Genomic DNA, 20,438 nt, shown 5'->3' with positions numbered 1-20,438 from the left:
CAGGAGACCCGGGCCATGGCTGACATTTTGCCCTTTTCCGTGCAGCGCCGTGCGGGGGCGGCGCATCATCGCCGACAGTCGCTGTCCCAACCGGCAAGGACAGGGGATGATTTGGACGCCAGCATCTCCGTCGAGCCGGCTGCAGCAGACTGTTCTGACCTTGGTGTGGTGGCCAGCTTGGCCGAGGCGCCGTCCCGTACACTGGCCGCCCTGACCGGCAAGGTGGAAGTATTGGTGAGCCGCCTCGCAGATGAGGATGCCGATGCTGGACTGTGTGTGGCTGAGGCAAGGCTGCTTCGTTCAGTGCTCCAGGATCTCCGGGCATTTGCGGCAGCGTCGGCGGCCAGCCTGCTCACCAATGTGCAGCAGGCGACCTGACGCAGCAACCTCGGCCTGCGGCATGGCTTCCCCGGTGGGGAGCCATGCCGAGCTTGGGCATGCGCCGTTCAGATCCCGAAGGCTCCGCTGAAAGGCGACACCTTCAGCAGGTTCCGCCTGGGAGCATTAACGGTAGGTCGATCTCTGACCAGTTGCGTATCTGCTCCTCGGTCAGGACCACGATCGTTCTGACCTCCTGCATCTCACCATCCGCCCAGATCCAGGCGAGGGTGCTGACCTGCTGGCTCTCGGGCCTAATCGGCCACCAGGGCTCCACAGCGATCTGCCATGCCTCGCCGGGACCGGTAAGGCCACTGTTGCTGAAGGAAGGGTTCTGCATTCGCTGTCACCTCCTTCGTCATCCCCGCCTGGCTCAAGCTGCTGCATTCGGTATCGGCGTGTTGAGCAACTGCTGCTCCCACATAAAGGCGATGCCGCTGCCGGCGGCATGCTCCTTCATCACCTCCGTGACTGCGCCCGCCGTCTCCATCCGCGCCCAATCGCGCTGCCACTCGGCTGCCAAAGCAAGCCAGGTCATCACGTTCGCCCCCGCTGCGATCATGCGCTGAATCGCAACCTCGTGGGCCTCCACCGAAGTACCACCCGACGCGTCGGTGATCACCGTCACGTCCCAACCTTCGCCAAGCGCCTGGATCGCTGGCATAACGACGCAAACCTCGGTCCACAGGCCGGCCATGATCAGCTGCTTGCGACCTGTTGCCTTTACGACATCGACTACCTTTGGATCCTCCCAAGTGTTGATGAACGTTCGGTCGATCACCTTCTGATCCGGGAACACATCGGTGATCTGGGAGAAGATGAGGCCGCCGCGCTCAGCGAGCACACTCGTCAAGATGGTCGGGACGCTGAATGCCTTCGCAGCCTTCGCCAAGCCCGTCGCATTGTTGACTGCCATCTGTGGTTCGTGGCTGTTGAGGTTGGCGAGTTGGTACGGCTGATGATCGATCAGCACGAGAACGCTGTCTTCAGGACGCAGCAAAGCATTAAGACCGGTCTTTGGCATGCGAAACTCCTTTTGGTGATTGCCGAGGAATACTCAGGCAGTGGGCTCGATGAAGACGTAGAGAGAGTGGATGCGCCCTTCTTGGAAGCGGGCGATATCCATACCGATGACGGCCGCTGGACCGTCAAGCGGCCCGGCCTGCCAGCGCAGACGGCCGATGCCATGGTGGCCGAGGGCCGGTCCGGTCGCGGTGAAGGCGAAGCTCGGCGGCAGGCTGGTGAGCAGCCGGGTCACTGCTTCGGAGATTGCAGCGTGACCCTCCGCCGCCGTGTCCGGCGGTTCATAGAGCACTGCGCCTTCCACATAGAGCTCGCTGATCGCCCATATGCGCTTTCCGGCGTCCCGCTCGTTGAATACGTGGGCGAGATTGGCTCGCATCAGGCGGTCATAGTTGATGGAGGCTCCGAATCGGTTGGCCATAGCGATGGTCTCGTTTGGGTCGAACGTGCAGGGACATAGGACATAGGCGCTGCTCGGATGAGGCATCGATGGCTAGAAGTAGCCTCAACGATCTGTTTAAGATCGACCCATGGAAACACTCGCTAATCTCGAGGCCTTTATCAGGAGTGCCGAGTGCGGCAGTTTTTCTGCAGCGGCACGACGGTTGGGTGTGACGCCTGCAGCGGTCAGCCGAAATGTAGCCATGTTGGAACGCAATCTGCGTGTCCGCTTGTTTCAGCGAAGCAGCCGCAGCCTGACCCTCACCGAGGATGGCGAGCGTTTCCTGGCATCAGTATCTGACGGCGTAGAGGCCATCCAATCGGCCATTGCCGATGTGAGGACGCATTCTGGCGAGCCAGCCGGGGTACTGAAGGTAAGCATGGCCCTCATCTTTGGCCTGGATCATGTGTTGCCGTTGCTGCCAACCTTCATCGAGCGATATCCCGATATTCAGGTGGACTGGAGCTTCGAGAACCGGCAAGTCGATTTGATCGGCGAGAGTTTTGACGCTGCCATCGGCGGTGGCATGGAATTGTCGCCCGGCGTGGTAGCGCGACGATTGGCGCCTCTGCATGTCATTGCGGTAGCTTCGCCGGAGTACTTGCAGGGCCGCCGACCGCCGCAGCAACCCAACGATCTGGCACAACTGGACGGAATCTCCATGCGCTCGGCTCTCAGCGGTCGCCTACGCGTCTGGAGGCTGCGAAACCGTGAAGGCGTCGAAGCAACGCTGGAACACAAAGCGCGCGTAGTTGCCAACGATCCCGAAGCGATATGCCGTGCGGCCGTGATGGGAATGGGAGTCGCAATGATTGCCGTACCATTTGTAGAGCGGCATCTGAAAAGCGGCACGTTGCAGCGCCTGCTGCCCGACTGGTACGCTGACCTCGGCGCTATATCGCTCTATTTTACCAGCCAAAAATTGCTGCCTGCCAAAACCCGCGCTTTCGTCAATCATGTGACCGCGGCGTTTCGCGAACAGAACTTGGCGCGGCGGTTTTCAGCGGAAGGATGACCAAGCGATGTCAAGTGCATCGGCAACTTGGTAACCTGCATCACGAAAGAGACGTCTGACAGAGGAAGAACAGCCAAAACTGCGCTTCTTCGACGGTAAGCAGCATTTGGTACTGCCATATCAGGTCGGGCCGGCCCTACCTCGAAAATAAAGCGGGTGTAGCGCTCGATCTCGCCCATGAGCGCTGCCACCCGCGCGGCGTGTCCGCGCCTCGTCGCCGTCAGCGACGGCCCGCGCGCGCTCCACGTGCAGCGGGCCGGCGTCTCGCAGGTTCATGAGCTCCCCGTAGAAGGCGAAGTAGAACCGCCGGGAGAGGGCGTGCAGCGGCGAGATGGCCCTTGCCGCGAAGGGGTTCCGCCCGATCTCCGCTACGTATCGGTCGGCGTCGAGCACACCCAGCGTGTACTTGCCGACATCGCCCTCACGCGCCGGCGCAACGAGCGTCTCGGCCAGCATGCGCAGGCGCTCGCGCTCGGGGCGGAGCGCGCGCTTAGCAGCCCGGACGGAGACGAAGGTTTCCAGCTCGCGCCTGAGGTCTACGACCTGAAGCTGCTCATGCGGGTCGATCTCGGCGATCTGCAGCCCATGGCGGGGCAGAATCTGCAGAAGGCTGTCCACCTGGAGCCGCTTCACCGCCTCGCGGACTGGTGTGCTGCCGATGCCGACGCGCTCGCTCAGCGCCTCCTCAGACCATAGGCTCCCGAGCTTAAGCTGTAGCGTGACGATCATCTCCTCAAGCACGAAGTGCGCCGCCTCGAACAGAGACCGATTAGACGTCTCATTGCGTTCTTTCAGTGTCCCTCCTTATGTCAGTGAGTCGCCCACCGACCGGTCCTTGTCGAGCCGAGCCACTGTTCAGCACGTAACCACATTGACGAAATCTTTGTATTATACTACTAAAATACTAGCTTAGTGTCGTGGGTAGAATCTGGGCTCGAACACTTGCCTGTTCTGGGTGCTGGACCGGCTTTTGTCGGCCAGAGGCTGTCGACCCAGTGATGCTCCCCGGGCCGACGCGGAGGAGGTGCTCGCCATGGAGATGAGCCAGGTTCATTACTTCCTCGCGGTCGCAGAGGAGCTCAACTTCACCCGCGCCGCCGAAAGGTGCGGCGTTTCTCAGCCCTCGCTAACGCGGGCGATCAAGCTGCTGGAGCACGAGTTCGGCGGGCCGCTGTTCCACCGCGAGCGGCGCAACACCCACCTCACGGATCTCGGTCGCATGGTGCATCCCTACTTGGCCGATATCTACGCAGCGGCTTCGGCCTCGCGGCACTTGGCGCGGGAATATGCGCGGCTGGACCGGACGCCGCTCAAGCTTGGGATCATGTGCACGATCGCGCCGGACGAGTTCATCGGCCTGATCACAGCGATCAGAGCGGAACACCCGGGCATCGAGCTGCAGCTCTGCGACGACACCGCCAAGAGGCTGCGGACCCGCCTCATCGAGGGCGACCTGGAGGTGGCCATCTACGCCAGCCCCGGCGGCGAGCCGGACGGCCGGACACACGTGCTGCCACTCTTCAGAGAACGGATGATCATGGTCGTCCACCCGCGACACCCGCGGGCCGGCCAGGGTTCGGTCCGCATTGAGGAGGTGAACGGTGAGCGGTACGTTCAACGGAACAACTGTGAGTTCATCGGCTTCGCCGACGCCGTACTGGAGGAGCAGGGGATCACGCCGGCCTACCGGAGCGAACGCGACGACTGGGCCCTGGCGATGGTCGCGGCCGGCCTCGGCTTCGGCATCCTGCCCGCCAATTCTGCCGGGCATCCAGGCGTGGTTGCGCTCCCCCTTGTAGAGCCCGAATTCTTGCGCGAGGTCGGCCTGGTCAGCGTCCGCGGGCGCCCCCACTCGCCCGCAGCCGGCGCGCTCGTGCGCGAGGCCATGCGGAAGAAGTGGTTCGGCCGATCCGCGCTTGGCGTCTCCCCTGCGCCGGCGGAACGCCGCCATACCGTCTGAACCACCGCCCCGATCCCGGTCCGGCGCCGCCAGAAGGTTCATATCCAGCGGCGGTCGGCAGTGAAGTCGACCGTCAGCCAGCAACCCGGTCCGAGGCCTCCCATGGCGTCCACCACTTCCTGCCGGATAGTGTCGAGCTCCCCCATGGTCTTCGCGGTCGCCGCGGACGGCGCAACGAAGCCGATCTCGACGAACCACGCGCGGCCGACCTTGGCGACGTGCGACCGGTGCTCGACAAAGCCGTATCGCGCTGCCGCCTCGCCCGCGATGCCGGCCACGCGGGCGTCTAGGTCCAGCGGCGCAACCTGGAGGATCTCGCGGCTGGACCTGGCGACCGCGGCGGCAGGGAACGGGGCCAGGCACATCGAGAGGGCGACCAGGATCGCGGGGTCGGCATAGGCCGCGGACCGAGCGGCGCCGGCACCTTCGAGTAGCCCTGCCGCGACGAAGGAGAGGCACAGGCCGGCGCTGAGCGCCCCGCCCAGCAGCCAGGCGCGGGCGTCAAGGTCCAGCAGCGTGGACCCGAGCCCGCGGCCCTTGTGCCGCAGGTAGGCGTAGGCCGCAAAGCTCAGGACCGCGGCGGCGGCGGCGTAGCCCACGCCGACATCGGCGCCGACCGGGCGCCCGCCGGCCAGCAAAGCGCCGGCGCCGTCGACGAAGGCGTATGTGCAAGCGAACAGTAGCACCGCCCCGTTCAGGAAGGCGAGCATGGGCTCAAGGTGCCAGTAGCCGTACTGGAACCGGTGGTCATCGCCCCGGGCGATCAGGCGCGCTACCGACCAAGCGACGAGCGTCATGCCAGCGTCAACGACGCCGTACATGCCGTCGAACACGATCGACTTCGCCCCCGTCCAGACGCCGACGGCAACGCCGGCCGCCGACAGGAAGAGCGTCGCCGCGGCGGAGACGAGGAGGAGGCGACGCTCTCGTCCTCCCATATCCGTTTGCGGGCGCCTCGTCCCGTTGGTGCTCGCCCCTCGCCTTTCGCCCGTTTCGGCCGCCGCAGCGGACGATGCGGTCTCGTTCATCGCGCCGGTGCTGGCGCACCCGCCTCCTCAAGCAGTGCCTCGACCCGGCGCCGCACAGCCGGCGCGTGCCGCGGCAGCGCCGCCCGGATGGCGTCCGCGTTCCGCGTGTCGCCGTCAACGATGACCAATCCTGCTTGGCCCGCTGCGTAGTGCTCGACCCCGTGCACGACGTAGAGCCCCGGCACGGTCAGCCGCACGCGGAGCACCGTGCCGTAGCGCCCGGCGAAGGGCTCGGCGCCATCGGGGATCATCCCCTCCGCGCTGCGCGGCGTATTAGCGATGTGGTCGGCGACAACCGCCACCGTGTCACCCGGTGCGGCGCGGACCAGGGCGGGCTCGAAGCGGAACTGCGGCCCAGGCGGATCGCCTGGGGTGCCGAGCATGACCATCCGGTGCTCCGTCCCGCCAGGGACCGCCGCCCGCAGCAGTCGCTCCCGCTCCGCCGGCCACCCCGCCTCACGCGCCGCGACGGGGTCGCCAGCGGGATGCGAAAGGCGAAGCACCGGGTAGTACTGCGCGAAGGACCGTTCGTGCCCCGCGGCGACGTGGCAGGCAGTGTTGCAGTCAGCCGTAGGGTACTGCCGGCCGACCTCGGTATAGCGGCCGTGCTCCTCGCCGTTGAAGGAAAAGTAGGCCCAGCACTCCGGCTCCTCGCGGAAGCGGCGGCAGTCGCGGACCGCCATGTCGAGCGCGTAGCGGCCGGCGCCCTGGAAGTAGCCGACGCCGCTCGGCGACATGCGCGACACCTGGTCGAAGATCTCCTTCACCAGCACCGTGCCGTCGCGGAACTGGCCGGTGCGCCGCCAGTGCGTGAAGCTGTCCGGGTCCATGGTGACGTGGTGGGTGCCGGGGAAGTGGTTCGGGTTCTCCGCGTTCTGGTCGGAGGCGCCGGCGGGTGCGCCAACGAGCACCCAGGTCCGCCAGTCCTCGGGGCGAACCATAGAGCCGTCCTCGGCGTAGCGCGATTCGTACGGCGCGGGCGGGGGCGCCGCGCCGGCCGGCCGCCCAGACCCAGGGCTGGACTGCCCGAACGCCGCGATGGCGACCGCCGCGACGGCCACGCCCGCCCCAGCCGCCCATGCGAAAACCTTCATTCCTATATCCTCCTCGAAGGGCGGCTCATCTCGCCACCCATGCCTCACACATCTCGATGGTTCGCCGCCGGGTCGCCCATCCGGCCCGCCACGGCGCGCCCGCCCTCGCATCGGCGGGCGAGGCCTTCGCCGAGTACGACGAGACTGATACCCAGCAGTGCCACGTCCTTGACCAGGAACGAGCCGGTCGCGTTGAGCCACGGGAAGCCGCCCGACGCGCCTTCCCAGATCGGCAGCGCGAGCATGGTGGAAGCCGTGACCGCGAAGGTCAGCGCACCGAGCCCGCCGGCGGCGATGCTCGCCCGCACTGACCAGGGCGAGGCAACGAACAGCGCCGCGGTGGTGAGCTCGACGGCACCGAGCAGGTGGGACGCGCCGGATTCGCCAAAGGCCGGGTACAACCAGGCGAGCCAGGGCGTCCCGCCGATGAGCGGCCTGAGCGCGTCCACCTCGACCCGGGTGAACTTCAGGATGCCGATCAGGAACAGCGGCAGGATGACGCCGGCAAGGGCGACGGCACGGCCGATGACTACGACTGCTTTATCGATTGTCCTCGCGCCGACGCCTCGGCGTTCGGCGCGAATGACGGCGTGGGATCGCATCCGGATCTCCTTCGTTGATGCGCATCGAACAAGGGAGCCGAAACTCCGACGACCGACGGCTTTGGCACGCCCGTGAACAAAGGCGTCCTGGGGGCGGGTTTTTGGCCGACGAGCTTCGCGGTGAACCCCAGGTCGTCCCGCGCCGCCGTACGACTCCTCCCCTCGCGTAAGGCTCCGCCGGTGGCGGCGAGATCGAGGCCGGCGGCGCTGTCGGGGATTTGCGGTTTGACGGCTCCGACGGCCTTCGATCTAAGCGACTTGGCGGGTGGGCGGGTCGCGGCGCGGCGCGGCGCCGAGCGAGGGGCGTCGCCGGTGCGCCTCGCCCGCCTCAGTTCTCGATCACGCCGGAGATAACGTGCATCACGCCGTTGCCCGCCGGCACGTTGGCCAGCACGACCGGGACGCCATTGACCCGCGGAAGCCCGCCGGACCCGAAGCTGACCGCAATCGGCTGCCGGCCCAACGAGCTGTATTGGTCGGTGCCCATGGTGCCGCTGTCGGCGACGGTAAGGTTGATCATCGTCGCACCCTCGACGAGGTGGTTCAGCACCAGGGCACGCAGCCGCGCCCTGTCGGACTCCAAATCGCGCATGCGGGCAGCCGGGACTTGCTCCACGGCGGCGTTGTTGGGCACGAAGGCGGAGCGGCGCTGCGGGCCGCTGAACTCTGCCTCCACGCCGGCGGCCCTGATGAGGCCGGCGAATCGGCTCGTCTCGTCGGAGCGTTGGATAAGGTCGAATAGGGTCTGCGATTGCGCACGGGCAGCGACCGCGGGGATCGCGCCAACGAGAAATCCGGCACTCGCCAGGCCAAGGCTGCGTCGTTCGAGCATGGTGTCCTCCGTCCAACGTCCGCCGCACTGACCCTTGTAACGGGCTGCGGCGTCTACCGGTCGGACGATCGTCGGCGGAAGCCCCGATGGAAAGAAGCAGCGTGCTATGGGTTCGATGGCCGGCCGCTATGGTGCCATGGGCGGTAGCGATGCGAAGCATCGAAATCATAGCAAAAGGGCATTTCACCCGGAGCGACACAGGTGGGAGTCTCGCCGAGACGATCCGTGCGGTCATCGGGCAGGAGGAGCAGCCACATGCGGACGCAGGTGCCGGCGCGCCGCCCCTGAAGAGCCGGACGGTTCAAGAAGCCAGGTCCATCCGAAGGAGGTTGCTGTGAACGGACAACGCCGTAGCATCGTCGGCGCCACGGCGCTGCTCGCCGTCGCCCCGGGTATGGTCGTGAGGTCTGCGGGAGGCTTGGCGGCTCAGGAGGCCGACCACAGAATCGAAGGCATTACATGGACAGTGCTGCAGCAGGTGGCGCTCGCTGGTGTGCCTGGGAAGGACCAAATCATGGGCGTCGCCGAGATCGCCCCGGGGGCGGCCGCCGAGCGCCACAGCCATGCCGAGTACGAGATCGGCTACGTGCTGCAGGGCGGCTTTGTGCTGGAGATCGATGGCGAGGCGCCGCGGACGATTAGGGCCGGCGAAAGCTACGCCATTCCGGCTGGCAAGATCCATCGGGCGGTGAACAGTGGCGATGGGCCAATTAGAACGCTGGCCATCTACATCGTCAACCAGGGCAGGCCGCTAGCTAGGCCGGCCGGCTGACCCGCAGGGTCTCCGATCCGCCCCCGCTCGCTCGTCACAGCCGCACTTGGCGCTTCGTCGTGGAGTTTGGCGTGCCTGAACCTCGTATGGCGACGCCTCGCATGGTCGAGGCGGACCGCGCACCCACCCGCCCAAGGAGGATTGGATGTCGGCTGTTCAATACCGCACGCGAAGCGTCGGGGACGTGGAAGTATTTTACCGGGAGGCCGGGGCTAGCGACGCGTCGGTCGTCCTGCTTCTGCATGGCTTTCCATCATCGAGCCACATGTTCCGCGACCTGATCCCCGCCTTGGCTGACCGGTACCGCGTTATAGCTCCTGATCTACCCGGGTTCGGCCAGACCAAGGCGCCCCCGCGTGGCAAGTTCAAATACACCTTCGACTCACTCGCGGAGGTCGTTGGTGGTTTCGTCGACGCGATCGGCCTAGTCCGGTATGCGCTCTACATCTTCGACTACGGTGCACCGATCGGGCTGCGCCTTGCCCTGAAGCACCCCGAGCGTGTGGCAGCGATCATCACCCAGAACGGTAACGCCTATGTTGAGGGGTTCAGCAAGGAATGGGCCGCGTGGGAAACCTACTGGCGCAAGCCGACGCCCGCGCATCGCGACGCGACGCGCGCATCCCTGACCGACGAGGCAATCCGCTTCCAGCACGAACACGGAGCTCCCTCTGAGCTGATCTCGCCGGACGGTTATGTCCTCGACACCTTCTACATGCATCGGCCTGAGGCAGAGGAGATCCAACTCGACCTCATCCTGAACTACGCGACCAACGTCGCGCTCTACCCGATTTATCAGGCATACTTTCGCAGGCACCGGCCACCCGTATTGGCGGTGTGGGGCAAGAACGACGCCTTCTTCCTCCCGTCCGGCGCTGAAGCCTACCGCCGCGACAACCCGGACGCCGAGATCCATCTCCTCGACGCGGGCCATTTCGCGCTGGAGACCCACCATCGTGAAATCGCCACGCTGATGCGCGACTTCTTGGGCCGCCGCATGCCGGAGGGACAGTGGAAAGCGGCGCCATCCTGAAGAGCCGGGCTCCGTGTGGTCGCCGTTGCACCCGCCGGGCAGCCTAGCGTGTCTCAACTAAACAAGAGCGAAGCGATGGCCAAGCATGATGTGATTTTCCCCGTCAGCCCGCAAACCCTGTACGAGACCAACCGCTATTCGGCGGCGGTTCGCTCGGGCGATTTCCTGTTCGTCTCGAGCCGGGTCGGCAGCCGCGCGGACGACCCGCCCAGCCGGGCTTCGAGGCGCAGGTCCAGCTCGCCTTCTCCAACCTCGCGGCCGTGCTGGCGTTTACCGGCTGCATCTTCGACGACGTCGTGGACGTGGCTACCTTCCACACCGACCCGGCCACGCAGTTTAAGGCGGTGTCCACCGTCCGGACAGAGGTGGTCGGCGGCCCGCCATACCTGCACTGGACCGCGGTGGGCGTGACTTGGCTGGCGGGCTTCGACTTCCAGATCAAGATCGTCGCGCGCCTTCCTCCCCCGCTTAATCAAGGAGCATTGTCATGGCAACGAGAGGTTTCACGGGCCGGCGTCCTGCCCCCGAGGTTGCGGATCGCGTCCCACCGGGACAGTCCATCACCCAAGGCTTCCCGGTGCTCTCGGCCGGGCCTACGCCGCGGGTCACTCTCGACAACTGGTCGTTCGCGCTTAAGGCCGGTCCACGCTTGGTAAAGCGTTGGAACTGGGCGGAGTTCTGCGTCTTGCCGCGGACCGAGGTGAACCGCGACATCCACTGCGTGACCAAGTGGTCCAAGCTGGACACCACGTGGACCGGAGTTCTCATCGACGATCTTCTCGCCGACGCCGGGCTTGCGCCGCCGACGCCCTTCGCGTTGGCGCACTCCTACGACGGCTACTCAACGAATGTGCCTGTGGCGGACCTCGTCGGCGGCAAGGCGATGGTGGCCACGCGTTACGCGGGTAATTCACTCGCGCCGGAGCATGGCGCGCCGGCGAGGCTCCTCGTACCGCACCTCTACTTCTGGAAATCGGCGAAGTGGATCAGCGGGCTCCAGTTCACCGAGCGCGACGAGGCCGGTTTCTGGGAGCTGCGCGGCTACCACACCTACGGAGATCCCTGGCGCGAGCAGCGTTTCTCGGGCAATTGACCGTGACGGATGCGGACACTCAGGCAGACCACCTTTTGTGGCAGGCGGCCGTGATCGAACGCATTGAAACCCAGACGGCGAAGGTAAAGAGCTTTTACCTGCGTCCACAGAAGTGGCGCTTCTTTCGAGCTGGTCAGCACCTCGACGTCCGGCTCACCGCGCCGGATGGCTACGAGGTGCAGCGAAGCTACTCGGTAGCGTCGGAGCCCGGGTTGGCGGGGCTCTACGAACTCGTAGTCGAGCGCCTCAAGGACGGCGAGATCTCCCCCTTCCTTCACGATGTTGCGGCGGTCGGCGACGTTCTTGAGGTTCGCGGCCCGTTCGGCGGCCACTTTGTTTGGAATGCTGCGGACGGCGGACCTCTCTTGCTCATCGCCGGGGGTTCCGGAATCGCGCCGCTTATGTCGATCGTGCGCCACAGCACTGCGGTCGGTGGCGACGTCGCTGTCGTCCTGCTCCAGGCCGCGCGCACCTGGAACGATGTGATCTACCGCGAGGAGTTGCACGCGCTCGACGCGGCCGGAGCCGGTTTCGCTCTCATGCTGAGCCTGTCCCGAGATGCGGCTCGCCGGCCGCAGGACGCTGGCCGCAGGATCGATGCCCCACTACTGGAAGCCGCGCTGGCGAGGCTAGGCGTCGCGCCGCGCCTTACCTTTGTGTGCGGATCGAACCCGTTCGTGGAAGCCGTGACCGGGCATCTTCTCGATCTGGGTTTCGACCCACAGACCGTTCGCACGGAACGGTTCGGCTGGTAGCGAGCCTTGTCAGTGTATTGGCTGGTAACTGACATTGAGCGCAGTGGCTGACCTACGTTGTTGAATAAGGCGCGCTATGGAAACGCCCAGGCGGGCGTATAACCGTATTTCGTGCGGGATGCGGGTTTTATCGCATGTGTGGACCGGCTTCGAACCACGCCCCGCTGGCGGGTTCACTCCAGTCGGATGTCGAGGTCGCGCACGAGGTCGGTTCGGTTCGTGACGTCCTCGGCGATGAAGACCCGCATCGCCTCCGGGCCGTGCGCATCGGGGATGACGGCCTGCGCTCGGAACAGCTCCTGCACCGCAGGGGATTTCAGTCCTTCGACAACAGCGGACGCTATGCGCCCGACCGCATCCTCCGGCATCTTCGCGGGCCCGAGAAGGCCGAACCAGGTTGCGGCATTCACCGGAAGCGATCGCTCGGCTAACGTCGGTACATCCGGCAGCAATGGCAGGCGCTGCGGCCCGCCCACCGCTAGGATCTTCACCTTCCCGTCGCGCGCCAGGGCCTCCGCTGGGCCGGCATTGAGAAAGGCGGCGTCGACCTGCCCCGAAACCAGCGCCGTGCTGGCCGGCGCGCCGCCCGTGAAGGGAACGTGCAGCATCTGCAGCTTCGCCTGGCGGCTGAGCGCTTCCATCGCAAGGTGCGAGGTGCTCCCGATACCCCATGTGGCGTAGGTGAACCTTCCGAGCTGCCCGCGCACCTTGGCCACGAACTCCTCCACATTATTCACTCCGAATTCTGGTCGCACGAGCAGCACGCAGGGAGCGTGCACGATGACGCTGATGGGCTGAAAATCGGCGACGGCATCGTAGGGCAGGCGCGGGTAAATCAGCGGATTGATCGTGTGCGTCTCGGCATTCGCAAGGATCAGCGTATGCCCGTCCGGCGACGCGCGCGCGACGGCCTGCGTGCCCACGGCGCCGTTCGCACCGGCGCGGTTTTCAATCACCACGGGCTGGCCGAGCGCTGGCGCCATGGCCGGGGCTAGCGCGCGGATAACGATGTCGGCCGGTCCTCCTGGGTTCCAAGGCACGACGACCCGAATGGGCTGGGTCGGATACGCCGCGAGGGCTGGCGTGGCCAGGGTGACGGAAGCCGCGATGCCTAGCATGCCGCGCCGTGTCGGTCCGATGGTCATGGCCTTGTCCCTCTCTCGAAGCTCTGCATGTTCGAAGAACCCACATCATCCATTCTTGCCGGTGCGGGACAAGCGATCTGACAAAATTGGCCCCTACGCAAAAAGCCCCACTGTCTTGGTCCCTCCGCCGGGGAGCCGCCGGTGACTGTATCGTCAGAGAAACTCTGCGAAGCACTTGAGCGCGTCCACAATAAGCGGGAGTTCTCGGTGGCCGAGCGCCGCGAGGAAGTCGGACACGGCCGGGTGCGTGCTGACCGATGGAGTTAGCTAGTGCCGTCTCTGCCCGTTAATTAATCCAGGAGCGACGCAGCGCGGCATGTGACGTTAACGGAACAAACGGCGAGCTCAGGCAAGGGCCTGGACTTTACCGGGGCTTCCGAGTCGTTGCCGGCCTATGCCGTCTCGTGTCAATTGGCGTCAGGCGAATACTGATCTTTCACGGGTAAAAGCTGGACTTTGGCGGGAGCGTTCGCGCCGTAGACATCCGAGGGGATTCAGGACCTTGCCCGGTTTTCCACTGGACTCTGCCCGCTCACTACAAGGATTAAAACAAGTAGTTCTGGCAAGTCCCGAAAGAGTCCAGCATGACGACACCCTCACCGGCCGGCAGATTGACGCCCATTCCAATGAGTGATCGCCATGGGTGAGGTCCACAAGCTATTGAGGGAGGCAGGCCGGGAGGTCGCACTCCGTTCTGATTTTGACCGTCGAGTGGTCGAGGCAGCTGCCGCCTACCTCGCTAGCGAGGACGTCGAGATCGGCTTCCTGTACTCCGGCTGGGCCCAGGCTGCCCTTCCACACAAGCGCTTGCCCGACGACGCGCCTTGGCAGATCACGACCGAGCGCGTCACCCTCATCGTACAGCCCGGCCTCCGGGCCGTACCAGACGGCCAGCCGGTCAGCGTCGGAGTCCCCTACGGCAGCCGCGCGCGCCTCATCCTGCTCTACCTTCAGTCCGAGGCGATACGCACGAACAGCCGCGAGATTGAGCTTGGGAAGAGCCTGCACGCTTGGCTGCGCCGGCTCGGCATCCCGATTGGCGGCAAATCTATGAAGGACGTGCGCGACCAAGCCGAACGCTTGAGCCGCTGCCGGATGACCTTCACCATCAAGCAAGGCAACCGCACCGGGCTCGTAAACCAGAACTTGCTCGACACCTCGATGTTCGTCGAGGACGATAACGCGCAAGGCAGCCTTTTCATCGAAACAGCGACGCTGTCGGACATGTTCTTCCAACAGCTTAAGAAGCATCCCGTCCCAATAGAGGAGACGGCGGTCCGGCAAATCGCCAACAACAGCATGGCGCTCGACGTCTACTGCTGGCTCGCCTACCGCCTTCACGCGCTGACCGAGCCCACGCCGATCGGCTGGCGCGCGCTGCACGGGCAGTTCGGCCGCGGCGTAAAGCGCATCGACCATTTCAAGGACCAATTCAAGGATACCCTGGCCCTCGCCACGGCGGTCTACCCTGACGCAGACGTTGAGGTTCAGGAACGGGGAATTACCCTGCGCCCGTCGCGGCCGCCGGTGACGCCAAGCTCACCGCGGGTGGTGACGCCCGCCGGTCGCGGGGCGCGCCGCGTCGCAGGCGGCTAAGCCCCGACAGAGTCCAGTCTCGGAAGGACTTTCTGGGAAACTTCAGTCTAACCGTCCCGCCAAAGTCCAGCCTCGCCTGGAATTTCGGCTCTTCTCACAAATCCCGCACGCCAATCTCCCGCCAGAGTCCAGGGGTGCGGACGGCGGAAGCGCACTCCCCTTCCCTACCCTGCAACGCAGGCCTAACCGACCGTCTCAGCCTCACCGTCGATCACCGGCGACAGCAGCTCGTCGATCTGCGCGATCCGGCGATCCACCATTGCTAACTCCTCGGCCAAACGCGTGCGCCGTTCACCGAGCCTGGCCCGCTCCTCACGCAGCCGCGCCCGGTCCAGGCGCCCAGGTGGTGGCGGCTCAGCCCCATCGGCCGCCACCTCCCGACGGAGCTGCATGATCTCGCGCCGGGTCACGTCGGCGCGGATCAACCCTCTCTCCCGCGCCACACGCAGCTGTGGCTCGGTTAGCAATGTGATCTGGTAGGCGGTGCCGTAGCTGCCCGGGCAAGCGGTCACAGGGATTCGCCCCCCGTCCACGGCGCGCGCGATCTGGCGGAACTGCGTTGCCGTAGCATCGGAGAACGGGAAGAGACGTTCCGTGCCGTGTCGCAGACGCGCAAACTCGGCCTTCGTCAGCTCGGACTCTAGCGAGATCAGTGCCCGGCCTATGGCGAGGAAGGAATCTCGGGCGTCGCCCCATTCCTTCTGGATCTCGCTGCGGGTGCGGAGAATGCGGCGGACCTTCTCTTGGTCGTCAGGTAGGCTCGTGCCGGCGAAGACCTCGCGGATGGCTTGGAGCGCGGCCGGGTCTTCGGCACCGAGCGAGCGGAGCTCGACCGCCCTTGGGTCAACGACGGCCCCCTCAGTCGCGGAGTCCTCCTCCGCCGCAAGAAACGCCTTCAGCGCAGCCTTCGATCGCTTTCCAACCGCCGAGCTCACAGCTTCATCTCCCGGCGCACGTAGGCCCAGATCTCCTCGAAGGGCTCGATCCCACGCGACTTCGAGTAGTCCAGGAGCGTCAGCCCCTTTGTGGAGGGCACATGGATGTCCTCCAGCTGTGGCAGTTCTGTTGGGCAGACCGAACCCGCCTTCACCAGGACGCCACGCATTCGCGCGTAGCTTGTCGTCCGGCGGTTGGCGCGATTCAAGACGACCGAGGTCGTGAAGCCCTTGCCGGTCAGCGCCTTCACCCAAGGGGCAACGGATTCTACATCGTCCTGCGTACAAACGGCAGGAATTAAAATCAAGTCGGCCGCCTCACCAAGGCCGTCGATCGCCGGCAGGTGATCCTCTACACTCGGCGGCGTGTCGAGCACGGCGAGCCGGTAGCCCTCCGTCCGGCGCAGCGCTCCGCGCCAGTCACCAAGCGACACGGGCTCGACGAGCGTATCTGCGAAGTCTGGGAAGGCCTCGCGCGTGCGAGCGCGCCGCGCCGCCCACTTCAGCAGCGTCTGCTGCCGGTCGAAGTCGAGCCCGATCGCGTTGATGCCCGCTTGTGCTGCGCTGACAAGGATGTGGCGGCTGAGCACCGACTTGCCAGACCCGCCCTTCGGGCTGCTGATCAATAAGACACGGCAGCGCATATCCTTCGCCTCTACGGCGCGCTGTCGCGCGGCGGCCTGCGGCATCCCTCGATCCCCCTAACTTCCGGAGCCGCAATACATTTCCTTACTGCGCCGTGTCCACGATCACGTGGAGGCGTAGGATAGAAAGCTGTAATTAGACATGTCAAACTGGATCGTACGTTCATGGGCGGCGAGCGGCTTGATCCTCAGGGCAGCCAGCGCCAGCGTCACCCCCAGCACCTAGTGCCCGGCGCATACGAAGGGAGCTGCGACCATGTAGGTTCACACCTGCACCAGCCATAGGAGACGCTGCATGGGCCGCGCGTTGCTTGACCCAGCTCGGGTGAAGCTATGTTGTCTGCGCATCTAACCTCTGTGCGCCATCACCAACCTTCGGCCCATGCAGCAGCGGGGTAACACCTTAGATGAACGAGATGCCGAAGACACCGCGGGTTGGAACGGCTGGCTGGTCGATCCCGGCAGCGCAAGCTGATCGCTTTCCTGTGGAAGGCAGCCATCTCCAGCGCTATAGCCAGCGGCTTCCAGCTGTCGAGATCAACTCGTCCTTCTATCGGCCGCATCGGGCCAGCACCTATAAGCGTTGGGCCGCCAGTGTTCCGCCCGACTTCCGCTTTGCCGTGAAGATCTCGAAAGAAGTTACCCACACCCGAAGGCTCGCCAACACCGCAGAGCCGCTAGCGCGGTTCCTAGAGGAGGTCCGCCTTCTTGGACCCAAGCTTGGGCCCCTGCTGATCCAGCTTCCACCCAGCTTGGTCTTTCACCAAGATCTTGTAGCCGATTTCCTTCGGTATCTGCGCACCAGCTTCGCCGGTGATCTGGCCTGCGAGCCGCGGCACCCAAGCTGGTTCACTGACGAGGTCGATGCGGTGCTGGTTGAGCACCGCATAGCGCGCGTCGCCGCCGATCCGGCACCGGTCCCGCGCGCCGCTGAGCCTGGTGGATGGCAGGCGCTGAACTACTTTCGGCTGCACGGCTCGCCACGCATGTACTACTCACCCTATCCACAGGCCTTTCTTGACCGGCTGCGGCACCGACTCTCCAGCCTCAACGTGGAGGTCTGGTGCATCTTCGACAATACGGCCGAAGGGGCAGCCACACACGATGCGTTGGCGGTAAAAACCGAAACGGTTTGCCCTGGCGTCGGAGTGTCGCCAGGATTACCCGGACCGGCCGCATGATCGACCGAACGCGGGCGCCGGCATGCAAGACGTCACCGCGGCGCCTTCGCCGCCTTGCGGGCTGTGAACTCAGCGACCAGTCGGTCCGTCTCGGCTTGGGACGGTGGCTTCACCGGCCGCACCTGCCGGATAGCCGTCGTGCGGCTGGCCGGTCCGGAACCCTTGGCTTGCCAGGACGCCGCGCCGGCCTCGGTCAACGCCTTCGGGATCTCGGCCAGGAAGCGTGATGGCTTGCCGGCCCAGTCGCGGCGCCGCCGCACCCAGCTTAGCTGGAGCGAGTGCCGGGCGCGGGTGACGCCGACATAGAAGAGCCGGCGTTCCTCGGCGATCGCGCCTTGCTGTTCCGCCTGCCAATTCGGCCAGACACCCTCCTCGAGACCCGCCAGCAGGACATGGTCGAACTCCAGCCCCTTGGCTCGGTGCAGCGTCAGCACCTGCACGGCATCGGCGGGCTCGGCGTCGCCAAGCATGGCACCGAGCGCTGCCCCGTCGCAGTAGGCCGCCACGCTGCCGGCCTGCTCCGCCGCCCGCAGCGCGGCCGTCCAGGCATGGCCAAGCTTGCCGTCGAGGCCCAGCCGCTCCGCGATCTCACTGGCCTCAGCCGCCAGCCGCAGCGCATCAGCCGGGCCAAGCGTCCGCCGGGTCACACCGTCCGCGATCTCGCCGGCTACGCCGAGCACGGCCTCAAGCCTCTGCCGCTCCGCCGGTGTGCCGGGCAGGGTCGCCACAGCCGCGGCCAGGGCGAGACCCCGCTCTGCGGCGTGCTCTCGCAACCGCCCGAACAAAGCCCCGCCGATGCCGCGCGCTGGAAAGGCGCAGGCTCGGCGGAAGGCATCATCAGCGGCGGGATCCCAGACATGGGCGCCGGGCTTGCCGCCGCGGTTACGGCTCATTGCCAACCGCAGCCAGGCCGTCGTGGCCAAGACCTCCTTTGGAGGTTCCGGCTCCCGGTCCATAACCAGCCGCACCGGCACATCCGCTTGGCGCAGGGCGGCCAGGATCGGTTCCGCTACGAAGCCAGCCCGGACCAGCACCGCGCACTCGCGCCAGGGCAGCTCTGGCTGCCTTCGCCGCAGTGCCTGCACCCAGCTCAAGGCACCGCGGCCCTCATCCTCCGCTGTCGGTGCCTCCCGGATGGTGATCGAGGGTCCAGGCGACGCCTTCGGGTCAGCTGGGCGCAGGATCTTTGGTAGCGCCTCCGGGTCCTCAGCGGCGATGGCATTGGCGGCGCGCAGGATCGTCGGGGTCGACCGGTAGTTGGTCTCCAGCTTGAGGGCAGGGGGCGCGGCCCGGTAGTCCTTCCCAAAGCGCCGGATATGGGTCACGTCGGCGCCGCGCCAGCCATAGATCGCCTGGAGATCGTCGCCCACGGCAAAGACCCGGCCGGGCTTGCCGGCTAACAGGCGCACCAGCGCATGCTGGGCGTGGTTGGTGTCCTGGTACTCGTCGACCAAGATCTCCACCCAACGCGAGGACCAATGCGCCGCCAAGGCTGGATCGGCGTGCATGGCTGCGACCGGCGTGGCGATCAGGTCGTCGAAGTCCAGCGCCTGCCGCCCCGTCAGGGCGGCCTGATAGGCTGGCAGCACGGCCGCCGCCCGCGCCAGCATCTCCGGCTCGAAGCGGCCCAGTGCTGAGGAGTGAGGCAGCCGGCGGGGATCGGTCACCAGGCCGTTCTTGAGCAGCGACACAGCTTCCTGCAACAGGCTGGCCTCCTTGCGGTCCTGGATGCCGGCCGCCTGCATCAGCAGCTCCCGGGCATCGCCTTGGCCGAGGATGGCAAAGCCGCGCGGCAGGTCCGGGACGCCAGCGCCGTCTTCGATCAGCAGCCGGGCCATGACCGCGTGGAAGGTGCCGACCCAGCGCGGTGTCTGCTCCGGTCCGAGCAGGGTGGTGAGGCGGCTGCGCATCTCGGCAGCGGCCTTGGCGGTGAAGGTGATGCAGAGCAGGCGATCTGGCGCCTCACCGCCCAGGATGAGGTTGGCCACCCGCCGGATCAGAGTCTCGGTCTTGCCCGAGCCGGCACCGGCGAGCACCAGCACGGGCGCCGGCGCGGTTGCCGCGGCGCGCTGCGCCGGGTTCAGAGGCGCGAGATGCGCGGACATGGGAAGGTCCCGGCAGGTTTGGCTAGAACAGGGTGGTTTGCGGCCGCTGCTGGCTGGTGGCGGCCGGTTTGCGGCGAGGTAGGGCAGGGGGCAGGGGGGACGGACGGCTGGCAGCCTCGTCGGGCCCGGTATAGCAGTCATCGGCGATGAGCCGCAGCTGGACCCCGCTGCCGGCGGCCACCGCGGCCGGCAGCTCCAGCGGCACCGGCCAGAAGCATTCGACTCGGTCCTCGCCGCGCAGCGCCAGGAACACCACCCGGTCCACCCGGCCGGTCCCATCCGTCTCCACCGCCAGGCGGAAGGCCAGCCCCTCGGCCGCGGCCTCGCCCAGCGCCAGGGAGAGCTGCTGCACCTCGACCTCCTGCCGTTTGAGGGTGCGCTCGGTTGGCTCCTCCGCCGCGCCGCGATAGAAGCGCACCGGCACGCCGTTGCCGTTCCCGCCGATGACGAAGACGAAGTGGGCGCTGTCGTCGAGCACCTCGAGCCAGGGATAGTCGCCCGAACTGGCGGCCCGTTCCAGCCGATGCCGGCCGAAGGCGAAAGCGCGGCAGCCGACCGACCATGGGTCGTCGCCCAGCTCGTAGCTCGCCATGGCCAGGGCATCCCGCCGGGCATTGGCCAGCATGCGGGCGCAGATCCGCAACCGCTCCTCGGTCAGCGCCGGATGAAAGTCCCAGGGCAGGCGCGTGGGGCAGGGGGGCGAGGGCGGTTCGGCAGGCTCCATAGCTAGGACCGTAGCACAGGCGGGACCGTAGCGATCGCTTGTCCATGCCCGGCTTCCCGGATGCCGGCGCGGGCTTGCTGG

Annotated in this window: 22 protein-coding genes and 1 pseudogene; 10 read left to right on the top strand and 13 right to left on the bottom strand. The window is 66.1% G+C overall.

Annotated elements, in window-relative coordinates; all coding sequences use genetic code 11:
• Positions 1–15: 15 nt before the first annotated feature.
• Entirely contained in the window at positions 16–378 is a 363-nt protein-coding gene (locus JMJ56_RS29155; RefSeq protein WP_202835261.1) for a hypothetical protein, read from the top strand.
• 103 nt (positions 379–481) lie between these two features.
• On the opposite strand, the gene JMJ56_RS29150 is transcribed toward JMJ56_RS29155, so the two are convergent.
• Genes JMJ56_RS29150 through JMJ56_RS29140 form a run of 3 tightly spaced genes read right to left on the bottom strand, consistent with a single transcriptional unit; the run spans position 482 to position 1,822 of the window.
• Positions 482–718 (bottom strand): hypothetical protein, encoded by a 237-nt coding sequence (locus tag JMJ56_RS29150; RefSeq protein WP_202835260.1) that lies wholly within the window; start codon positions 716–718, stop codon positions 482–484.
• A 33-nt stretch (positions 719–751) separates the two neighbouring features.
• A complete protein-coding gene (locus JMJ56_RS29145; protein WP_202835259.1) occupies positions 752–1,402 on the bottom strand; it encodes a hydrolase in 651 nt (216 codons plus the stop codon).
• Positions 1,403–1,435: 33 nt separating this feature from the next.
• Positions 1,436–1,822, bottom strand: coding sequence for a hypothetical protein (locus JMJ56_RS29140; RefSeq protein ID WP_202835258.1), 387 nt, complete (start codon positions 1,820–1,822; stop codon positions 1,436–1,438).
• A 109-nt stretch (positions 1,823–1,931) separates the two neighbouring features.
• Here JMJ56_RS29140 and JMJ56_RS29135 point away from each other — a divergent pair, with 109 nt between their 5' ends.
• A complete protein-coding gene (locus JMJ56_RS29135; RefSeq protein WP_202835257.1) occupies positions 1,932–2,858 on the top strand; it encodes a LysR family transcriptional regulator in 927 nt (308 codons plus the stop codon).
• Positions 2,859–2,978: 120 nt separating this feature from the next.
• On the opposite strand, the gene JMJ56_RS29130 is transcribed toward JMJ56_RS29135, so the two are convergent.
• Positions 2,979–3,599 (bottom strand): GntR family transcriptional regulator, encoded by a 621-nt coding sequence (locus tag JMJ56_RS29130; RefSeq protein WP_202835256.1) that lies wholly within the window; start codon positions 3,597–3,599, stop codon positions 2,979–2,981.
• A 298-nt stretch (positions 3,600–3,897) separates the two neighbouring features.
• On the opposite strand from JMJ56_RS29130, the gene JMJ56_RS29125 reads away from it, so the two are divergent.
• A complete protein-coding gene (locus JMJ56_RS29125; RefSeq protein WP_236038788.1) occupies positions 3,898–4,818 on the top strand; it encodes a LysR family transcriptional regulator in 921 nt (306 codons plus the stop codon).
• 38 nt (positions 4,819–4,856) lie between these two features.
• Here JMJ56_RS29125 and JMJ56_RS29120 read toward each other — a convergent pair whose 3' ends face one another.
• The 4 genes from JMJ56_RS29120 to JMJ56_RS29105 form a co-directional block, all read right to left on the bottom strand.
• On the bottom strand, positions 4,857–5,846 hold the full coding sequence (locus JMJ56_RS29120) for a cation diffusion facilitator family transporter (RefSeq protein ID WP_202835254.1): 990 nt from the start codon (positions 5,844–5,846) through the stop codon (positions 4,857–4,859).
• Positions 5,843–6,940, bottom strand: coding sequence for a cytochrome P460 family protein (locus tag JMJ56_RS29115; RefSeq protein ID WP_202835253.1), 1,098 nt, complete (start codon positions 6,938–6,940; stop codon positions 5,843–5,845). The genes JMJ56_RS29120 and JMJ56_RS29115 overlap by 4 nt, the downstream gene beginning before the upstream one ends.
• A gap of 44 nt (positions 6,941–6,984) precedes the next feature.
• Positions 6,985–7,542, bottom strand: a complete 558-nt coding sequence (locus tag JMJ56_RS29110) for a DUF417 family protein (protein WP_202835252.1) — start codon at positions 7,540–7,542, stop codon at positions 6,985–6,987.
• Between the two features lie 328 nt (positions 7,543–7,870).
• Complete coding sequence (locus JMJ56_RS29105) at positions 7,871–8,374, bottom strand: fasciclin domain-containing protein (RefSeq protein WP_202835251.1); 504 nt, start codon at positions 8,372–8,374, stop codon at positions 7,871–7,873.
• A gap of 334 nt (positions 8,375–8,708) precedes the next feature.
• On the opposite strand from JMJ56_RS29105, the gene JMJ56_RS35405 reads away from it, so the two are divergent.
• From JMJ56_RS35405 to JMJ56_RS29080, 5 genes and pseudogenes are all read left to right on the top strand, one after another.
• Entirely contained in the window at positions 8,709–9,146 is a 438-nt protein-coding gene (locus tag JMJ56_RS35405) for a cupin domain-containing protein (protein WP_202835250.1), read from the top strand.
• Positions 9,147–9,291: 145 nt separating this feature from the next.
• The gene (locus JMJ56_RS29095) at positions 9,292–10,179 is read left to right on the top strand and encodes an alpha/beta fold hydrolase (RefSeq protein WP_202835249.1); all 888 of its coding nucleotides are present in this window, start codon (positions 9,292–9,294) and stop codon (positions 10,177–10,179) included.
• A 254-nt stretch (positions 10,180–10,433) separates the two neighbouring features.
• Positions 10,434–10,835: pseudogene (locus tag JMJ56_RS36275) on the top strand (Rid family hydrolase); the annotation flags it as partial.
• Positions 10,757–11,272 carry a molybdopterin-dependent oxidoreductase gene (locus JMJ56_RS29085; protein WP_328702503.1) on the top strand — a complete coding sequence of 172 codons (516 nt, stop codon included), beginning with the start codon at positions 10,757–10,759 and terminating at the stop codon, positions 11,270–11,272. The pseudogene JMJ56_RS36275 and the gene JMJ56_RS29085, both read left to right, overlap by 79 nt.
• 50 nt (positions 11,273–11,322) lie before the next feature.
• Complete coding sequence (locus JMJ56_RS29080) at positions 11,323–12,027, top strand: ferredoxin reductase (RefSeq protein WP_328702502.1); 705 nt, start codon at positions 11,323–11,325, stop codon at positions 12,025–12,027.
• A gap of 173 nt (positions 12,028–12,200) precedes the next feature.
• On the opposite strand, the gene JMJ56_RS29075 is transcribed toward JMJ56_RS29080, so the two are convergent.
• The gene (locus JMJ56_RS29075) at positions 12,201–13,172 is read right to left on the bottom strand and encodes a Bug family tripartite tricarboxylate transporter substrate binding protein (protein ID WP_202835247.1); all 972 of its coding nucleotides are present in this window, start codon (positions 13,170–13,172) and stop codon (positions 12,201–12,203) included.
• A gap of 639 nt (positions 13,173–13,811) precedes the next feature.
• Between JMJ56_RS29075 and JMJ56_RS29070 the strand changes: the two genes are divergently transcribed.
• Positions 13,812–14,768: a replication protein RepA gene (locus JMJ56_RS29070; protein ID WP_202835246.1), complete on the top strand. Its 957-nt coding sequence runs from the start codon at positions 13,812–13,814 to the stop codon at positions 14,766–14,768.
• A 182-nt stretch (positions 14,769–14,950) separates the two neighbouring features.
• Here JMJ56_RS29070 and JMJ56_RS29065 read toward each other — a convergent pair whose 3' ends face one another.
• Together JMJ56_RS29065 and JMJ56_RS29060 are read right to left on the bottom strand one after the other, a co-directional pair.
• A complete protein-coding gene (locus JMJ56_RS29065; RefSeq protein WP_202835245.1) occupies positions 14,951–15,703 on the bottom strand; it encodes a hypothetical protein in 753 nt (250 codons plus the stop codon).
• Positions 15,700–16,392, bottom strand: a complete 693-nt coding sequence (locus tag JMJ56_RS29060) for a ParA family protein (RefSeq protein WP_236038784.1) — start codon at positions 16,390–16,392, stop codon at positions 15,700–15,702. Before JMJ56_RS29060 ends, JMJ56_RS29065 begins: the two co-directional genes overlap by 4 nt.
• Before the next feature lie 362 nt (positions 16,393–16,754).
• On the opposite strand from JMJ56_RS29060, the gene JMJ56_RS29055 reads away from it, so the two are divergent.
• Complete coding sequence (locus tag JMJ56_RS29055; protein WP_328702501.1) at positions 16,755–17,528, top strand: DUF72 domain-containing protein; 774 nt, start codon at positions 16,755–16,757, stop codon at positions 17,526–17,528.
• 32 nt (positions 17,529–17,560) lie between these two features.
• Here the strand turns inward: JMJ56_RS29055 and JMJ56_RS29050 are convergent, their stop codons facing one another.
• Positions 17,561–19,633: an ATP-dependent helicase gene (locus JMJ56_RS29050; RefSeq protein WP_202835244.1), complete on the bottom strand. Its 2,073-nt coding sequence runs from the start codon at positions 19,631–19,633 to the stop codon at positions 17,561–17,563.
• 22 nt (positions 19,634–19,655) lie between these two features.
• Positions 19,656–20,357, bottom strand: a complete 702-nt coding sequence (locus JMJ56_RS29045; RefSeq protein ID WP_202835243.1) for a hypothetical protein — start codon at positions 20,355–20,357, stop codon at positions 19,656–19,658.
• Positions 20,358–20,438 lie beyond the last annotated feature (81 nt).

Source organism: Belnapia arida (assembly GCF_016773205.1).
Classification (GTDB): domain Bacteria; phylum Pseudomonadota; class Alphaproteobacteria; order Acetobacterales; family Acetobacteraceae; genus Belnapia; species Belnapia arida.
This window is presented reverse-complemented; position numbering and strand designations above follow the sequence as displayed.